This window comes from Pseudomonas lalucatii, from assembly GCF_018398425.1.
Classification (GTDB): Bacteria; Pseudomonadota; Gammaproteobacteria; order Pseudomonadales; family Pseudomonadaceae; genus Aquipseudomonas; species Aquipseudomonas lalucatii.
This window is the reverse complement of the sequence record NZ_JADPMV010000002.1, coordinates 1,229,961-1,244,143: the sequence shown is the minus strand read 5'-3', so window position 1 is coordinate 1,244,143 and position 14,183 is coordinate 1,229,961. Positions and strand designations below refer to the sequence as shown.

Annotated in this window: 14 protein-coding genes; 4 read left to right on the top strand and 10 right to left on the bottom strand. The window is 69.5% G+C overall.

What is annotated here, in order from left to right:
- The first annotated feature begins 180 nt into the window (after positions 1–180).
- On the top strand, positions 181–627 hold the full coding sequence (locus I0D00_RS19240; RefSeq protein WP_213641415.1) for a hypothetical protein: 447 nt from the start codon (positions 181–183) through the stop codon (positions 625–627).
- Positions 628–722: 95 nt separating this feature from the next.
- Complete coding sequence (locus tag I0D00_RS19235) at positions 723–1,499, top strand: YdcF family protein (RefSeq protein WP_213641414.1); 777 nt, start codon at positions 723–725, stop codon at positions 1,497–1,499.
- 4 nt (positions 1,500–1,503) lie between these two features.
- On the opposite strand, the gene lnt is transcribed toward I0D00_RS19235, so the two are convergent.
- The 5 genes from lnt to miaB all read right to left on the bottom strand — a co-directional run bounded on the left by lnt (position 1,504) and on the right by miaB (position 6,953).
- Positions 1,504–3,024 (bottom strand): apolipoprotein N-acyltransferase, encoded by a 1,521-nt coding sequence (gene lnt / locus I0D00_RS19230; protein ID WP_213641413.1) that lies wholly within the window; start codon positions 3,022–3,024, stop codon positions 1,504–1,506.
- Between the two features lie 129 nt (positions 3,025–3,153).
- Entirely contained in the window at positions 3,154–3,993 is an 840-nt protein-coding gene (locus I0D00_RS19225) for an HlyC/CorC family transporter (RefSeq protein WP_213641412.1), read from the bottom strand.
- A gap of 34 nt (positions 3,994–4,027) precedes the next feature.
- Positions 4,028–4,486 (bottom strand): rRNA maturation RNase YbeY, encoded by a 459-nt coding sequence (gene ybeY, locus I0D00_RS19220; RefSeq protein ID WP_213641411.1) that lies wholly within the window; start codon positions 4,484–4,486, stop codon positions 4,028–4,030.
- On the bottom strand, positions 4,479–5,477 hold the full coding sequence (locus I0D00_RS19215) for a PhoH family protein (RefSeq protein ID WP_213641410.1): 999 nt from the start codon (positions 5,475–5,477) through the stop codon (positions 4,479–4,481). Before I0D00_RS19215 ends, ybeY begins: the two co-directional genes overlap by 8 nt.
- 132 nt (positions 5,478–5,609) lie before the next feature.
- The gene (gene miaB, locus I0D00_RS19210; protein ID WP_213641409.1) at positions 5,610–6,953 is read right to left on the bottom strand and encodes a tRNA (N6-isopentenyl adenosine(37)-C2)-methylthiotransferase MiaB; all 1,344 of its coding nucleotides are present in this window, start codon (positions 6,951–6,953) and stop codon (positions 5,610–5,612) included.
- 129 nt (positions 6,954–7,082) lie between these two features.
- On the opposite strand from miaB, the gene I0D00_RS19205 reads away from it, so the two are divergent.
- On the top strand, positions 7,083–7,406 hold the full coding sequence (locus tag I0D00_RS19205; RefSeq protein ID WP_213641408.1) for a DUF1820 family protein: 324 nt from the start codon (positions 7,083–7,085) through the stop codon (positions 7,404–7,406).
- 72 nt (positions 7,407–7,478) lie between these two features.
- Here I0D00_RS19205 and I0D00_RS19200 read toward each other — a convergent pair whose 3' ends face one another.
- From I0D00_RS19200 to I0D00_RS19180, 5 genes are all read right to left on the bottom strand, one after another.
- Positions 7,479–8,027: a tetratricopeptide repeat protein gene (locus I0D00_RS19200; protein WP_213641407.1), complete on the bottom strand. Its 549-nt coding sequence runs from the start codon at positions 8,025–8,027 to the stop codon at positions 7,479–7,481.
- A gap of 92 nt (positions 8,028–8,119) precedes the next feature.
- Complete coding sequence (locus I0D00_RS19195; protein ID WP_213641406.1) at positions 8,120–8,767, bottom strand: DUF6962 family protein; 648 nt, start codon at positions 8,765–8,767, stop codon at positions 8,120–8,122.
- Positions 8,767–10,056, bottom strand: coding sequence for a glutamate-1-semialdehyde 2,1-aminomutase (gene hemL, locus I0D00_RS19190; RefSeq protein ID WP_213641405.1), 1,290 nt, complete (start codon positions 10,054–10,056; stop codon positions 8,767–8,769). Before hemL ends, I0D00_RS19195 begins: the two co-directional genes overlap by 1 nt.
- A 50-nt stretch (positions 10,057–10,106) precedes the next feature.
- Positions 10,107–10,739 carry a thiamine phosphate synthase gene (thiE, locus tag I0D00_RS19185; protein ID WP_213641404.1) on the bottom strand — a complete coding sequence of 211 codons (633 nt, stop codon included), beginning with the start codon at positions 10,737–10,739 and terminating at the stop codon, positions 10,107–10,109.
- A 13-nt stretch (positions 10,740–10,752) separates the two neighbouring features.
- A complete protein-coding gene (locus I0D00_RS19180) occupies positions 10,753–11,547 on the bottom strand; it encodes a bifunctional hydroxymethylpyrimidine kinase/phosphomethylpyrimidine kinase (RefSeq protein WP_213641403.1) in 795 nt (264 codons plus the stop codon).
- A gap of 202 nt (positions 11,548–11,749) precedes the next feature.
- On the opposite strand from I0D00_RS19180, the gene I0D00_RS19175 reads away from it, so the two are divergent.
- Positions 11,750–14,158: a hybrid sensor histidine kinase/response regulator gene (locus I0D00_RS19175; protein WP_213641402.1), complete on the top strand. Its 2,409-nt coding sequence runs from the start codon at positions 11,750–11,752 to the stop codon at positions 14,156–14,158.
- Positions 14,159–14,183 lie beyond the last annotated feature (25 nt).

Below are 14,183 nucleotides of genomic sequence, written 5' to 3'. Positions count from 1 at the left end.
GGGGCTTGCGGGAAACGCCGTAGCATACATGACCCCCCTCGACTGAGGGAAACCCTGATTGCGCGGGCGACCCGCCGCCGGCCCGCGGGGCCGCCGTTGGTCGCCGGGCCCCGCCGGATAGGGGGCGGCCGCTAAGCTTGCTATAGGGGCTGTTCGATCAAGCCTGCGCGAGGTGAGTGGATGGGCGAGTTGCGACGAGCGGATGCCCGCGGCGGTTTGTACGAGCGGCTGCTGCAACGCCTCGCCCTGGCGCTGGATGAGGCGGACAGCCTGGAGCGGGTGGCGGCCGAGCCTCAGGGCGAACTGGAGTTGCGCGGCCTGACCGCCGCCGAGCTGGAGCTGATTCGCGCCTATCTGGACCATGACCTGAACTGGCTGCGCGGCTGGCATGCGGCCGCCGAGGAGCTGGCGCAGATCGAGCAGTTGCCGGTGCGCGCGGCCAAGTCCGGGCGGGCTCTGGAGAAGGCGGTGAGCGAGGCCCTGGATACGGTCAAGGGGCCGTCCAAGAAATCCGTGCAGCTGTGCTGCGCCCTCTGTGGCGTGGTCGTCGACTGGCAGCCCGGGCGTGGGGTGGCGGCCTGCGCGGCCTGCGGCTCGCAGCTGTTTCGCTCGCGCGACAGCCGTTGAACGGCGCTTTTCCGGCATCGCCCGGGGGCAACCCTGGGGCCGCTCCCGTTCGGGCCGGGGCCTGATAGGCTGGGAACCTCTCTGGAGGGCGCCCGATGCCGCTTCGCTACATCCTCAAACAACTGTTCCTGCCCCCCGGCGCCTTGCTGCTCCTGTTGCTGGCCGCGTGGTGGCTGCGCAGGCGCTGGCCGCGGGTCGCCGCCGGCTGTTTCCTGCTCGGCTGTGGCGGGCTCTGGCTGATGAGTCTGCCGGTCACCGTGGAGTGGTCGGCGCGCCTGCTGGAGCGTGAGGCGCCGCTGCTGGAGGGGCAGTGGCCGGCGCTGGCGCAGCGGGCCGAGGCCATCGTGGTGCTCGGCGGCGGCCGCGAGCGTGACGATCCGGCCTGGGGCGGCGATCAGCCCAGCGCCATGGCCCTGGAGCGGCTGCGCTACGCGGCCCGCCTGGCCAAGGCCTCGGGCTTGCCGCTGCTGACCAGTGGCGGCCTGCACTACGGTCAGCCACCCAGTGAGGCGGCCCTGGGGGCCGAGGTGCTGGCGCGCGATCACGGCGTGGCGGTGCGCTGGCAGGAGGGGGCGAGCCGGACCACCTGGGAGAACGCCACCCGCAGCGCCGAGCTGCTGGGCCGGGCGGGGGTCACCCGGGTGGTGCTGGTGACCCAGGCCTGGCACATGCCGCGGGCGCGCTGGTGTTTCGAGCGCCAGGGCCTGGAGGTGGTCGCGGCGCCGCTGGGCTTTCTCGGCGTGGCCAATGGGCGCCCGGGCGGCGGCTGGCTGCCTGAGGCCAGGGCGGTGTGGCAGAGCAGCCTGCTGCTCAACGAGGCGCTCGGCCTGCTCGCCTACCCGCTGTTCTATGGCCGGGCCGCAGGCGAGTGACGCCCTAGACCGTGCGGGCCATGCGGCTGGCCAGCAGGGCCCAGGCCAGCAGCAGGGCGCAGAGGATCGCCAGGGGCCAGGCGCGCCACTGCAGGTAGGGGGTCAGCCGCTGCATCGGCTGCACCTCGCCGTAGAGCACCCCGCGTTCGAACTGCGGCAGCTGCGCGTCGATCCGGCCGAACGGATCGATCAGCGCCGTCATGCCGTTGTTGGTCGCGCGGATCATCCAGCGGCCCGCCTCGAGGGCGCGCATCTGCGCCATCTGCAGGTGCTGCAGGGGGCCGATCGAGGTGCCGAACCAGGCGTCGTTGCTCACGGTCAGCAGCAGCTCGCTCTGGGCGGCCAGGCCGGCGGCGAACTCCGGGTAGACCACCTCGTAGCAGATGTAGGGGGCGATCTTCAGGCCCTTGGCCTGCAGCAGCGGCTGGTCGGCGGCGCCGCGGGCGAAGTCCGACATGGGCAGGTCGAAGAAGGCGATCAGGCCGCGCAGCAGCTCCTGCAGCGGCACGTACTCGCCGAAGGGCACCAGTTTCTGCTTCAGGTAGTCGCCGCTGCCTTCGCCGACCACGCTGAGGGCGTTGTAGTAGCGCGGTTCGCCGCGCTCGTTGGGCTGGCGGATCGGCACGCCGGTGATCAGCGCGGCGCCGCGCTCGCGGGCGAAGCGGTCCATCATCGCCAGGTAGCCGCTCGCCTGCTCCTTGAGCACCGGCACCGCGGTCTCCGGCCAGACGATCAGCTCGGCCGGCTCGGCGGCGAAGCTCAGGTCGCGGTACAGCGCCAGCTGGGCGTTGAGCTGGGCCGGGTCCCACTTGAGGTTCTGCGGCACATTGCCCTGCATGGCGGCGACCCGCAGCGGTGCGCCGCTGGCGGTGGTCCAGGGGTGGCCCTTGAGCGCCAGACCGGCGATCCAGGGGGTAGCCAGCAGCACCAGGCCGGCGGCGAGGAAGGCCTTGCGCTGGCGCAGCCGGGGCAGGTTGACCAGCAGGGCGGCGCAGAGCGCCAGGGCGAAGGAGATCAGCCAGACGCCGCCCAGCGGCGCGAGCCCGGCCAGCGGGCCGTCGAGCTGGCTGTAGCCGGCATAGAGCCAGGGGAAGCCGGTGAGGAACCAGCCGCGAAAGGCTTCCTGGGCCAGCCACAGGGCGGCGAAGGCCAGGGCGTCGGCCAGCGGCGCCTCGACCCGGCGCAGCCAGCGCGCCCACAGCCAGGCGGCCAGGGCGAAGAACAGGCCGAGACCGGCGACGAAGCCCAGGGTCAGCACGGCCGCCAGGGCCGGCGAGGCGGCGCCGTAGTCGTGGATGCTGACGTACACCCAGCTGGTGCCGGCGGCGAACAGGCCGAAGCCGTAGCACCAGCCGCGCCCGGCCGCCGGGCGCGGCTCGAGCTCGCGCAGGCCGAGGTAGAGCAGGGCGATGGACAGCAGCGCCAGCGGCCACAGGTCGAACGGGGCCAGCGCCAGGGGGGTGATGGCGCCGGCCGCCAGGGCGATCAGGTTGCCCGGCCAGCCGGGGCGAGTTATCCAGTGCATCGCGTGCAGATCCTTGGATTGGGGAGGGGCAAGGGTAGAGGGGAACGCGGGAGGGGGAAGCGGGTGGGGCGCTCAGGCCGCGCCGGCCGGAGCCTGCGCTGTGGCTCCGGCGGGCGGCCTGTGCGGGGTTCAGCGCAGCAGCGGGGTCAGGCGCAGCAGGTGGATGCGCCGGCTGTCGGCGTTGAGCACGCGGAAGCGGTACTCGCCGATCTCGGTCACCTCGTTGCGCTTGGGCAGGTGGCCGAAGGCGCTCATCACCAGGCCGCCGACCGTGTCGAACTCGTCGTCGGAGAACTGGGTGTCGAAGGCCTCGTTGAAGCTGTCGATGGGCGTCAGCGCCTTGACCAGGAAATCGCCGGACGGCAGCGGCTTGACGTAGCTGTCCTCTTCCACGTCGTGCTCGTCCTCGATGTCGCCGACGATCTGCTCGAGCACGTCCTCGATGGTCACCAGGCCGGCCACGCCGCCGTACTCGTCGATCACCACGGCCATGTGGTTGTGGTTGGCGCGGAACTCGCGCAGCAGCACGTTGAGGCGCTTGGACTCGGGGACGAAGGTCGCCGGGCGCAGCAGGTCCTTGATGTTGAAGCTCGCCTGCTCGTCCTGCAGCAGCAGCGGCAGCAGGTCCTTGGCCAGGAGGATGCCGATCACGTCGTCGAGGCTCTCGCCGATCACCGGGTAGCGCGAGTGGGCGGCCTCGATGATCGAGGGCAGGAACTCCCTGGGCGTCTGGCTGGCCTTGATGCTGATCATCTGCGAGCGCGGCACCATGATGTCGCGCACCTGCAGGTCGGCGACCTGGATGGCGCCCTCGACGATGGCCAGGGCCTCGCTGTCGAGCAGTTTGTTCTCATGCGCCTCGCGCAGCACTTCCAGCAGTTCCTGCCGGTTCTTCGGCTCTGGAGCAAAAGCCTGGGTCAGCTTGTTCAGCCAGGACTTCTGCTCGTTGCTCGATCGATCTTCGCTCATTGGGGGGGTACTCGGAATCCTTGCTCGTGGGCAATCAGTCGTCGCCGGCGTAGGGGTCGGGGTGCCCCAGCTCGGCGAGCAGTGTACGTTCCAGGGTTTCCATTTCTTCGGCTTCGGCGTCCTCGATGTGGTCGTAGCCGAGCAGGTGCAGGCAGCCGTGAATCACCAGGTGGGCCCAGTGGGCCTCCTGGGTCTTGCCCTGTTCGGCCGCCTCGCGCGCGACCACCGGCGCGCAGATCACCAGGTCGCCGAGCAGGGGGATATCGAGGAGTTCGTCGGGCACGTCGGCGGGGAAGGACAGCACGTTGGTGGCGTAGTCCTTGTGCCGGTAGCTGTGGTTCAGCGCGCGGCCCTCGGCCTCATCCACCAGGCGGATGGTCAGCTCGGAGTCGGCCGTGCGCTGGCGCAGCGCCACCTCGCACCAGGCGCGAAACTGCGTTTCGCCGGGCAGCTCGGCCGCCTGGCTGGCGATCTGCAGGTCCAGTTCAAGCATCGCTGCCGTCCTGGTCGTCGAGCTTGCCGTGCATGCGGTTGTCATGCCGTTCGTAGGCCTCGACGATGCGCTGCACCAGGGGGTGGCGGACCACGTCCTTGGGTTTGAAGTGGGTGAAGCTGATGCCCGGCACCTCGTGCAGCACGTCGATCACGTGGGTCAGGCCGGAGCGGGTGCCGCGCGGCAGGTCGACCTGGGTGATGTCGCCGGTGATCACCGCGGTGGAGCCGAAACCGATGCGGGTGAGGAACATCTTCATCTGTTCCATCGTGGTGTTCTGGCTCTCGTCGAGGATGATGAAGCTGTTGTTCAGGGTGCGCCCGCGCATGTAGGCCAGCGGGGCGATCTCGATCACCTGGCGCTCGATCAGCTTGGCCACCTGTTCGAAGCCGAGCATCTCGTACAGCGCGTCGTACAGCGGGCGCAGGTAGGGGTCGATCTTCTGCGCCAGGTCGCCGGGGAGGAAGCCGAGCTTCTCGCCGGCCTCCACCGCCGGGCGCACCAGCAGGATGCGCCGCACCTGCTCGCGTTCCAGGGCGTCCACCGCGCAGGCCACGGCCAGGTAGGTCTTGCCGGTGCCGGCCGGGCCTATGCCGAAGTTGATGTCGTTGTCGAGGATCGCCTTGACGTAGCGCTGCTGGTTGGCCCCGCGCGGACGGATGCTGCCCTTGCGCGTGCGCAGGGTGACGCCGACCTCGGCTTTGTCGGCCACCGATTCCATGGCCGACTCCTGCAGGAACAGGTGGACCAGGTCGGGCGACAGCTCGGTGCCCTTGGTTTCGCGGTACAGGCGCTGCAGCAGCTGCTCGGCGGCGGCGGTCTGCTCGGGCGGGCCGAGCAGTTCGAACTGGTTGCCGCGGTTGCGGATCTCGATCGCCAGGCGCTGTTCGATCAGGCGCAGGTGTTCGTCGAATTGTCCGCAGAGGTTGGCGAAACGGCGGGCCTCGAAGGGTTCGAGGGTGAAGCGAAGGGGGTCTATGGGTGTGTTCAAGGTCGTAGATGGCCGCCAGTCGGCAGGGGTTATGAGGCGAAGAATAGCGCTAGCCGGCGCAGGGGGAAAGCGCGCTCGACTGCGACCTTGGCCGCAGCCGGGGTGAGCAGCGCTTCGCCCCGGCGCGCCCGGTCAGTGTGCGGCCTGCTGGGCCAGCAGGCTGCCGCGCAGCGAGTGGGGCAGGGCGTCGTCGATGTGCACCTCGACGAACTGGCCGATCAGCCGTGGATTGTCGCAGCGGAAGTTGACGATGCGGTTGTTCTCGGTGCGGCCCTGGAGCATGCCCGGGTCCTTCTTCGAGTAGTCGCTGACCAGGATGCGCTGGACGCTGCCGACCATCCGTCGGCTGTTCTCGAAGCCCTGCTGGTTGATGCGGTTCTGCAGGATCTGCAGGCGCTGCTTCTTCAGCTCGTCCGGGGTGTCGTCGAGCAGGTCCGCCGCCGGGGTGCCCGGGCGGGCGCTGTAGACGAAGGAGTAGGAGAAGTCGAAACCGACCTCCTCGACCAGTTTCATGGTCTGCTCGAAGTCCTTCTCGGTCTCGCCGGGGAAGCCGATGATGAAGTCCGAGCTGATCAGGATGTCCGGCACCGCGGCCTTCAGCTTGCGGATGCGCGACTTGTATTCCAGGGCGGTGTGGTTGCGCTTCATCGCCGCGAGGATACGGTCGGAGCCCGACTGCACCGGCAGGTGCAGGTATTTCACCAGCTCGGGAATCTGCGCGTGGGCCTCGATCAGGGCGTCGGAGAACTCCAGCGGGTGGCTGGTGGTGTAGCGGATGCGGTCGATGCCGTCGATGGCGGCCACGGCGTAGAGCAGCTCGGCGAAGTCGGCGATCTGCCCGCCCGGGGTCTCGCCGCGGTAGCCGTTGACGTTCTGTCCCAGCAGGGTCACCTCGCGCACGCCGTTCTCGGCCAGGTGGACGATCTCGGCCAGCACGTCGGCCAGCGGCCGGCTGACCTCCTCGCCGCGGGTATAGGGCACCACGCAGAAGGTGCAGTACTTGCTGCAGCCCTCCATCACCGAGACGAAGGCGCTGGGGCCGTCGACCCGTGGCTCGGGCAGGCGGTCGAACTTCTCGATCTCGGGGAAGGAGATGTCCACCTGGGGCTTCTTGGTGCTGCGCGCGGCGTCGATCATTTCCGGCAGCCGGTGCAGGGTCTGCGGGCCGAACACCACGTCGACGTAGGGCGCGCGGTCGCGGATCGCCGCGCCCTCCTGGCTGGCCACGCAGCCGCCGACGCCGATCACCAGCTCCGGGTTGGCCTGCTTCAGTTCGCGCCAGCGGCCGAGCTGGGAGAACACCTTGTCCTGGGCCTTCTCGCGGATCGAACAGGTGTTGAGCAGGATGACGTCGGCGTCTTCCGCGCGCTCGGTGACTTCCAGGGCTTGATGTTCGCCCAGCAGGTCGACCATGCGCGAGCTGTCGTACTCGTTCATCTGGCAACCGTGGGTTTCGATGTAAAGCTTCTTGGTCATGCGGGCTCAACGGGCTGTTCGAAGGACCGCGCATTATAGTGCCCGGGCGCCCGGCTTCCTAGCATTGCCTGCCCGGTGGCTGTGCTATGATCTGCGCCCCCATTTTTCCTTCAGTCCGAACTGCCAGCCATGAGCAAGCGCGAGCCTATCTACAAGATCATTTTCCTCAACCAGGGCCAGGTCTACGAGATGTACGCCAAGCAGATCTTCCAGAGCGATCTGTGGGGCTTTCTCGAGGTGGAAGAGTTCGTCTTCGGCGAGCGTACCCAGGTGGTGGTCGACCCCAGCGAGGAAAAGCTCAAGGCCCAGTTCGACGGCGTGGTGCGCAGCTTCGTGCCGATGCACGCGATCATCCGCATCGACGAGGTGGAGCGCCTGGGCACGCCGAAGATCAGCGAGGCCAAGGGCGGCGGCAACATCATGCCCTTCCCCATGCCGATGCCGGACAAGTAAGCGCTTCGCTTGGCCGGTGGCCGTGGCTGCCGCCTCGCACAACCATCGCGCTGCAGCCTGGCTTTCCGCGTCCTACGGCAGCGGGGCGAAGGGCGAGGGGCCGTCGGCGGTCTGCAATTCCAGCAGGTAGTTGCGGAAGATCTGCCCGAGCACCTGGGTGGCGATCTCCAGTTCTTCCCGCGGCATCTGTTCCGACACCCGGTCGGCACTGTCCATGGCTTCGTCCGAGCCGTTCACCGCCGCCATCTTCAGCACTATGTAGGCCTGCACGTTGTTCGCCGGCACCCCTTCGCCGCGGAAGAACATCATGCCCAGGCGATACTGCGCCTCGGCGTGGCCCTGCAGCGAGGCCTGCTCGAACCAGTTGAGCGCCTGCGCCAGGTCGCGCGGCGTGCGTTGGCCGTCGTAATAGAACTCGCCCAGCTCGTACTCCGCCTGGGCGTCGCCGCCCTGTGCCGCCTGCTGGCAGGCCGCCAGGGCCTCGGTCAGCTCGGTGGGGGCGGCGTTCAGCGAGCAGCTGCCGGTCGCGGGGATCAGCAGCGAGTTACCGCCGGCGTGGGCGAACAGCGGCAAAAGAAGCAACAGGCAGCCCAGGGACAGGGTGCGGCCGGTGCGGTTCATGGAAATCCGTTTACCTCAGGGTGCGGGGCGGGCCAGGAGCCCGGCCGACGAAACGCGTCGGCCGTCACATTATGAAATAAGCCATGGCGATCTTACAAAGTCTTTACCGGCTTTTCTGGGCGTTCGCCGCTGCCGGGCAGGGCCAGGAGCAGCCAGGCCGCCAGGCCGTAGGCCGGCACCAGCAGCAGGTGGAGCTGTCCGGCCGGGTCCAGCGGGCCGAGCGCGGCTGTGCCGCCACCGGCCAGGCCGGCCAGCAGGAACAGGCCGCTCGCGCCGAGTGCGGCCAGCGGCGGCCCGCGCCGCGGCCATTGCATGGCGCCGGCGTAGAGAATCAGCAGCAGGGTCGTCAGGCTGAGCAATAGACGATAGTCGTCGAGCAGGTTCATCTGCCGGAACAGCTCGAAGAAGGCGCACAGGCCCAGCAGCACGCGGCCCCAGTTGGGGCGGCTCCAGACCCAGCCGCGGCCCAGGGCCAGGGCCGCGGCGCCGAGCAGTGGCAGGGCGAGGAAGCTGCTGGCCTGGCTCAGCCACAGGTGGGCGCTCTGCCAGTCGGGGCCGAGGCCGTGGCGCAGCGCCCCGGTGGCCGCCGCCGCGGCCGGCAGGGCAAAGCCCAGCAGGGCGCAGAACAGGGCCGGCTGATCGCCCTCGCCGTAGCGCTTGCGGGCCCGGCCGAGGGTGGCGGCGCAGGCCAGGCAGGCCAGCGACAGCAGGGCGCTGGAGAACACCGCACTTGTCGGCATCAGGCGTGCTTCAACTGTCCGAAGGCATGCTCGGCGGCATCCAGGGTGAGCTTCAGCTCGGCGTCGCCATGGGCGATGGAGGTGAAGCCGGCCTCGAAGGCGCTTGGGGCCAGATAGACGCCACCCTCCAGCATCAGGTGGAAGAAGCGCTTGAAGCGCTGCGCGTCGCTGGCCATCACGTCATCGAAGGTGACGATGGCCGCGCTTTCGCTGAAGTACAGGCCGAACATGCCGCCGGCCTGGGTGGTGACGAAGGGAATGCCGGCGGCGTCGGCGCGCTCCTGCAGGCCCTGCAGCATGCGGCGGGTGTAGTCGCTCAGTTCGGCGTGGAAACCGGGGCGGCCGATCAGCTTCAGGGTGGTCAGGCCGGCGGCCATGGCCAGCGGGTTGCCGGACAGGGTGCCGGCCTGGTAGACCGGACCGAGCGGGGCGATGCATTCCATGATGGCGCGCTTGCCGCCAAAGCAGCCGACCGGCATGCCGCCGCCGATGATCTTGCCGAAGGTGCTCAGGTCCGGGGTCACGCCGTAGTGGGCCTGGGCGCCGCCGAGAGCGACGCGGAAGCCGGTCATCACCTCATCGAAGATCAGCACCACGCCATGCTTGTCGCACTGCTCGCGCAGGCCCTCGAGGAAGCCCGGTGCCGGCGGTACGCAGTTCATGTTGCCGGCCACCGGTTCGACGATGATGCACGCCACCTCCTGGCCGACCTCGGCGAGCATCCGCTCGACCGCCGGCAGGTCGTTGAACGGCAGGGTCAGGGTGTGCTTGGCGAAGGCCGCCGGCACCCCGGCGGAACTCGGCACGCCCTGGGTCAGGGCGCCGGAGCCGGCCTTGACCAGCAGGCTGTCGGAGTGACCGTGGTAGCAGCCCTCGAACTTGATGATGCTGTCGCGGCCGGTGAAGCCGCGCGCCAGGCGGATGGCGCTCATGGTCGCCTCGGTGCCGGAGCTGACCATGCGCACCATCTCCATGGACGGCACCAGGCTGCACACCAGATCGGCCATCTCGGTCTCCATGGCGGTCGGTGCGCCGTAGGAGAGGCCGTGCTGCAGCTGCTGGCGCACCGCCTCGAGTACCTCGGGGTGGCTGTGGCCGAGGATCATCGGCCCCCAGGAACCGACGTAGTCGACGTAGCGCTTGTCGTCCTCGTCGGTGACGTAGGCGCCCTCGGCGTGCTTGAAGAACAGCGGGGTGCCGCCGACGCTCTTGAAGGCGCGCACCGGCGAGTTGACCCCGCCGGGGATGTGCTTCTGGGCGTTGGCGAACAGGGATTCGGAACGGGACATGCGGACCTCTCGGGATTCGTGGCGGGCGAGCCGGCTCGCCCGGGAAACAGTCAGTGGGGCGCGAACAGCGCGGCGAAGGCGCGGGCGCGGCGCTCGACCTCGGCGGCCGAGTCGGCGGCGAACAGCGCGTGGACCACCGCCACCATGTCCGCACCGCGGGTGATCAGCTGGGGCGCGTTGTCCAGGGTCACGCCGCCGATGGCGACCAGCGGCAGCTGCAGGTGGCTCTTGGCCTGGTCCAGCAGCTCCAGTGCCGCGGTCGGCGCGCCGGGCTTGGTGTGGGACTCGAAGAAGCGGCCGAAGGCGACGTAGCTGGCGCCTTCCTTGGCCGCCTGCAGGGCCAGGCCGAGGCGGGCGTGGCAGGTGCCGCCGATGATCGCCTGGCCGCCGAGCAGGGCGCGGGCCGCCGCCAGGGAGCCGTCGCCCTGGCCGAGGTGTACGCCGACGCCCAGGCGCGCGGCCAGCTCGGCGTCGTCGTTGATGATCAGCGTCGCGCCGTAGCGCTCGCACAGCTCGCGCAGGGCCTCGGCCTCGCGCTGGTGAAGGGCGTCGTCGCTCGACTTGTCGCGATACTGCAGCAGGCGGGCGCCGCCGTTCAGGGCGGCCTCGGCATAGGGCAGCAGCCTGCCGCCGGCCAGCAGCTGGCTGTCGGTGATGGCATAGAGGCCGCGTAGCGGGGTCATGGCAGGTTCTCCTTCAGCTGGCGTCCAGCGGCAGGCGCCGGGGGATGTACTGGCCGTGGCCGGGTCGTTCGGCATCGCGCAGGGTGCGCCAGGTGTAGTCCAGGGCCGAGCGCACGGCGCTGACCAACTCTTCGCCCTGGGCCAGGCGACCGGCCAGGGCGCTGGCCAGGGTGCAGCCGGAGCCGTGGTAGCTGCCGGGCAGGCGCTGGCAGGTGAAGTCGTGGCGGCTGCCGTCGCGGCTGTACAGGCGATTGTGCACCTGATGTTCGGCGCCGTGGCCGCCGGTGATCAGCAGGTGGCGGATGTACGGCAGCAGCTTCTCGGCGCACTGATCGGCGCTGCCGTCGGGCAGCTCGGCGAGGATGCGTGCTTCCGGCAGGTTGGGCGTGGCGATGGTCGATACCGCGAACAGGCGCTCGCGCATGGCGTAGCCGACCTCGTCCTTGCCCAGGGCGCCGCCGCCGCCGGCGCGCAGCACGGGGTCGCAGACCAGCGGTACATCGGGCAGCTGCCGGCGCAACTGGACGACGGTGTCGACCATCTCCAGCGAGCCGAGCATGCCCAGCTTGATCGCGGCCACCGGCAGGTCGGCGAGCACCGCGCGGGCCTGGGCCAGCACCCAGTCGCGCTCGAGCACGCGGAAGTCGCTCACATCGACGGTGTCCTGCACGGTCAGCGCGGTCACGGTCGGGGCGGCGTGGCAGCCCTGCGCCAGCAGGGCTTCGATGTCGGCCTGCAGGCCGGCACCGCCGCTGGGGTCATGGCCGGACAGGCAGAGTACTACGGGGCGGGAGGCAGGTGTTTTCATGGTGCGCGAGCTTAGCATTATTCGTCCCGTTTGGGCCGCGGCAGGGCGCCGCAAGCGAGCGCCCGGGTTCGCCGCAGGGCGGCTCGGCGCGGCGCGGCTGTGCTAAAGTGAGCGGCATACGAATGACCGGGCCACGCGAGGCGCTGCTCCAGCGGGAGATGGGGCTCTCCGGTGTTATCCAACATTGCCTCTGCGGGGCCTCATGCGCTACATCTTCACCCTTCTGCTCGCCCTGTGGCCGGTTCTCGCCGGTGCGCTGGCCTTCGACGAGCACACCCGGGCGCTGCCGCTCGGCCAGGCGCTGCAGGTGTTCGAGGACGTGCGCGGCGACGCGACCATCGACGAGGTCAGCTCGCCGGCACTGCAGGCCAGTTTCCGCCGCCACGACAAGGCCGTGCTGAACGCCGGTTACTCGCGCTCGGTGTTCTGGCTGCGCCTGGATCTGGAGTACCGCCCGCAGCAGAGCAGCGGCCCGCAGCCCTGGTTGCTGGAGCTGGCCTACCCGCCGCTGGATCACCTGGAGCTGTACCTGGACGACGGTCGGGGCCGCTATCGCCTGGCCCAGCGCACCGGCGATGCGCTGCCGTTCAGCAGTCGGCAGATCAAGCAGAACAACTACCTGTTCGAACTCAAGCTGTCGCCGGACCAGCCGCGGCGCCTCTACCTGCGCCTGCAGAGCCAGGGGTCGATCCAGGCGCCGCTGACCCTCTGGGCGCCGACCGCCTACATGGAAGAACAGCCGGGGCGCATCTATGTGCTCGGCATCATCTACGGCGTGCTGCTGGTGATGCTGGTCTACAACCTGTTCATCTACCTCAGCGTGCGCGACACCAGCTACCTCTACTACATCCTCTATATCGCCTCGTTCGGCCTCTACCAGGTCTCGGTGAACGGCGCCGGCATCGAGTACTTCTGGCCCGACAGCCCGTGGTGGGCGAATGCCGCGACCCCCTTCCTGATCGGTGCGGCGGCGCTGTTCGGCTGCCAGTTCGCCCGCAGCTTCCTGCATACCGGCGAACACAGCCCCTGGGTCGACCGCAGCCTGCTGCTGATGATGGCGGCCGGGGGCGTGGTGATAGTCCTGGCGCTGACCGCCAGCTATGCCCTGGCCCTGCGCCTGGCCATCTACCTGGCGCTGGCGTTCACCGTGCTGGTCTTCGCCGCCGGGTTCATCGCCTGGCTGCGCGGCCTGCGCGTGGCGCGCTATTTCATCATCGCCTGGACGGCCTTCCTGGCCGGCGGGGTGATCAATACCCTGATGGTGCTCGGCTACCTGCCCAACGTGTTCCTGACCATGTACGCCAGCCAGATCGGCTCGGCGCTGGAGGTCGGCCTGCTGTCCCTGGCCCTGGCCGACCGCATCAACGCGATGAAGGAGGAGCGCGCGCGCATCCTCCAGGAAAGCGGGCGCAATCTGGAGGCGCTCAACCAGGAGCTGGCCAACAGCAACCGCCTCAAGGACGAGTTCCTCGCCACCGTCACCCACGAGCTGCGTACCCCGATGAACGGGGTGATCGGTTCCCTGGAACTGATGCAGACGCTGAAGATGGATGTCGAACTGGCCCAGTACCAGAAGACCGCGGCCGGCTCGGCGCGCGACATGATGCGCATGGTCAACGACATCCTCGCCCTGACCGAACTGCAGGCCGGCAAGCTCTACCCGCGCTGCGAGCCGTTCAGCCTGCGCGGGCTGTTCGACGGGCTGCTGGCGCAGTTCGCGCCGCGCGCAGAGGACAAGGGTCTGCGCTTCGTCCTCGAGCTGGACGAGAGCCTGCCGGACACCCTGGAGGGGGATGCCGGCAAGCTGGGGCAGAGCCTCGGTTACCTGCTGGACAATGCCATCAAGTTCACCGCCCAGGGCCAGGTCACCTTGCGCGTCGCGCGCGCCGAGGCCCGGGGCGAGGGGCTGCCGCTGAGTATCGAGGTCTGCGATACCGGGGTGGGCTTCGCGGCGCAGCAGGATGCGGCGCTGTACCAGCAGTTCCGCCAGGTGGACGGCTCCATGACCCGCGCCCATGGCGGCCTCGGCATCGGCCTGGCGATCAGCCGGCAGCTGGTCGAACTGCTCGGCGGCAGCCTGCAGCATGAATCGCAGCCGGGCCAGGGCAGTCGCTTCCGGCTCGACCTGCGCCTGGGCCTGCCGGCGCAGAGCGCGGCGCGGCCCGCTCCGCTGCGGCGGGCCAACCCCCAGACCGTGCGTCGTCCCGAGCAGTGCACCGTGCTGGTGGTCGAGGACAATGCGATCAACCAGCTGGTGACCCGCGGCATGCTGCTCAAGCTCGGCTACCAGGTGCGCACCGCCGACAACGGTGCCGAGGCCCTCGAACTGCTGCGCCGCGAGGCGGTGGATGCGGTCCTGCTGGACTGCCAGATGCCGGTGATGGACGGTTTCGCCACCTGCCGGGCGCTGCGCACCTTCCCCGGCTGTGCCGAGCTGCCGGTGCTGGCGATCACCGCCCACAGCCACAGCGGCGACCGCGAACGCTGCCTGGCGGCCGGCATGAACGACTACCTGGCCAAGCCGGTGAAGTTCGAGGCGCTGCGCGTGCTGCTGCACGAGTGGGTGCTGAGCCGCGCCGCGGAAAGCGCCCGCGTGTCCCGCTCGACCTGACGGTTTTGCCGGCCGTTCTGCCGTA

What these genes read in the sequence shown, in the direction of transcription:
- I0D00_RS19240 (WP_213641415.1), top strand. Translation starts at nt 181, where the DNA reads ATGGGCGAGTTGCGACGAGCGGATGCCCGCGGCGGTTTGTACGAGCGG.
- I0D00_RS19235 (WP_213641414.1), top strand. Translation starts at nt 723, where the DNA reads ATGCCGCTTCGCTACATCCTCAAACAACTGTTCCTGCCCCCCGGCGCC.
- lnt (WP_213641413.1), bottom strand. Translation starts at nt 3,024, where the DNA reads ATGCACTGGATAACTCGCCCCGGCTGGCCGGGCAACCTGATCGCCCTG.
- I0D00_RS19225 (WP_213641412.1), bottom strand. Translation starts at nt 3,993, where the DNA reads ATGAGCGAAGATCGATCGAGCAACGAGCAGAAGTCCTGGCTGAACAAG.
- ybeY (WP_213641411.1), bottom strand. Translation starts at nt 4,486, where the DNA reads ATGCTTGAACTGGACCTGCAGATCGCCAGCCAGGCGGCCGAGCTGCCC.
- miaB (WP_213641409.1), bottom strand. Translation starts at nt 6,953, where the DNA reads ATGACCAAGAAGCTTTACATCGAAACCCACGGTTGCCAGATGAACGAG.
- I0D00_RS19205 (WP_213641408.1), top strand. Translation starts at nt 7,083, where the DNA reads ATGAGCAAGCGCGAGCCTATCTACAAGATCATTTTCCTCAACCAGGGC.
- I0D00_RS19200 (WP_213641407.1), bottom strand. Translation starts at nt 8,027, where the DNA reads ATGAACCGCACCGGCCGCACCCTGTCCCTGGGCTGCCTGTTGCTTCTT.
- I0D00_RS19195 (WP_213641406.1), bottom strand. Translation starts at nt 8,767, where the DNA reads ATGCCGACAAGTGCGGTGTTCTCCAGCGCCCTGCTGTCGCTGGCCTGC.
- hemL (WP_213641405.1), bottom strand. Translation starts at nt 10,056, where the DNA reads ATGTCCCGTTCCGAATCCCTGTTCGCCAACGCCCAGAAGCACATCCCC.
- thiE (WP_213641404.1), bottom strand. Translation starts at nt 10,739, where the DNA reads ATGACCCCGCTACGCGGCCTCTATGCCATCACCGACAGCCAGCTGCTG.
- I0D00_RS19180 (WP_213641403.1), bottom strand. Translation starts at nt 11,547, where the DNA reads ATGAAAACACCTGCCTCCCGCCCCGTAGTACTCTGCCTGTCCGGCCAT.
- I0D00_RS19175 (WP_213641402.1), top strand. Translation starts at nt 11,750, where the DNA reads ATGCGCTACATCTTCACCCTTCTGCTCGCCCTGTGGCCGGTTCTCGCC.